Here is a 1,135-nt window from a genome sequence, read left to right on the forward strand (position 1 = left end):
GCCAGCAGCGCCACCAACACGATGACATGGCGCCGCAAATACCGCACGTCTACGCCTACATGGGCGGCAGCAGACTCGCCCAGCGCCAGCGCATTCATGGCGCGCACCAACTGGCGGACGCGCCAAGCTGCCACACCCAGCAAAGCGGTCAACACCACCACCAGAGCCCAATTGGCCCCGGCCAAGGAGCCCAGCGTCCAGAACGACAGGTTGCGCAGCTGCTCATCGTTGGCGAGGTAGGTGCACAGGCCAATGACGGCGGCCGCCAACGCGTTCAGCGCAACCCCGGTCAACAACAACCCCGCAATAGAGCCCGGCGTAATCCAGCGGGCCACAGCATCCAGTGCAAAACAAACACCCAAAGCACCGCCAAAAGCGGCAGCTGGCAGCAACCACATGCGCCAGGCCAGGGGAATGGGCCAGTTGAAACCGGCAAACACAACGATCGTCAGCGCCACCGCGCACGCTGCCCCGGCGCTGACACCCAGCAGGCCAGGGTCAGCCAGGGGGTTACGGAACAGGCCCTGCGTCAGCGCGCCGGCCATGCCCATGCTGGCACCGATCAGCACCGCGAACAGCGCCCGTGGCAGGCGTATGTTCCACAGCACATAACTGCCTGCCGACGTGGTCGGCTGGTCAACCAAACCCAGCAAGGCCAGCCAGTCGTCAGCCCGCACGGGCACAGCACCCCACTGCACCGCAACGGCAATGCTGGCCAGCACCGCCGCCAGGAGCAAGGCCGCGGGGCGGGCCTTGTCAAGTTGTAAAAAAGGGCGCAATTGCAGAGGCAAGGCGTGCATGAACGCATAACCTTTGCAATTGCCGTATCCAAAACGGATACCGCCGCGGGTAAGCGCGGCCCAAAGCCCAAGAGAAACATGGCTTCCAGCGCAACGACGCGCCGGTTTCGGCCGGCCGGGCTTTGTGCAAGACCCGGCAACCTGAGAATTCCGTCGATACCACCCGCGGCCTGCAGGCCTTGGTCGGTTAGCAAAATCACATCGGGCTGGGCCGCAATGGCGGCCTCTGGCGTCAGTGGTTTGTAGCCCGTAAATCCGGTAATGGCATTGGTGGCGCCTGCGTACTCCAACATGGCATGTGCGCTGGTCGCCAGCCCCGACACCATGACCTGGCT

The 1,135-nt window shown here is 64.1% G+C and carries 1 protein-coding gene and 1 pseudogene; both read right to left on the bottom strand.

The window, feature by feature from the left end; all coding sequences use genetic code 11:
- Window positions 1–800: FecCD family ABC transporter permease (locus tag AC097P_RS24560; RefSeq protein WP_479613030.1), on the bottom strand; the 800-nt coding region annotated here is incomplete at its 3' end.
- 95 nt (window positions 801–895) lie between these two features.
- Window positions 896–1,126, bottom strand: a pseudogene (locus tag AC097P_RS24565) (ABC transporter substrate-binding protein); the annotation flags it as partial.
- Window positions 1,127–1,135 lie beyond the last annotated feature (9 nt).

Source organism: Rhodoferax sp. ZS1R8 (genome assembly GCF_056521325.1).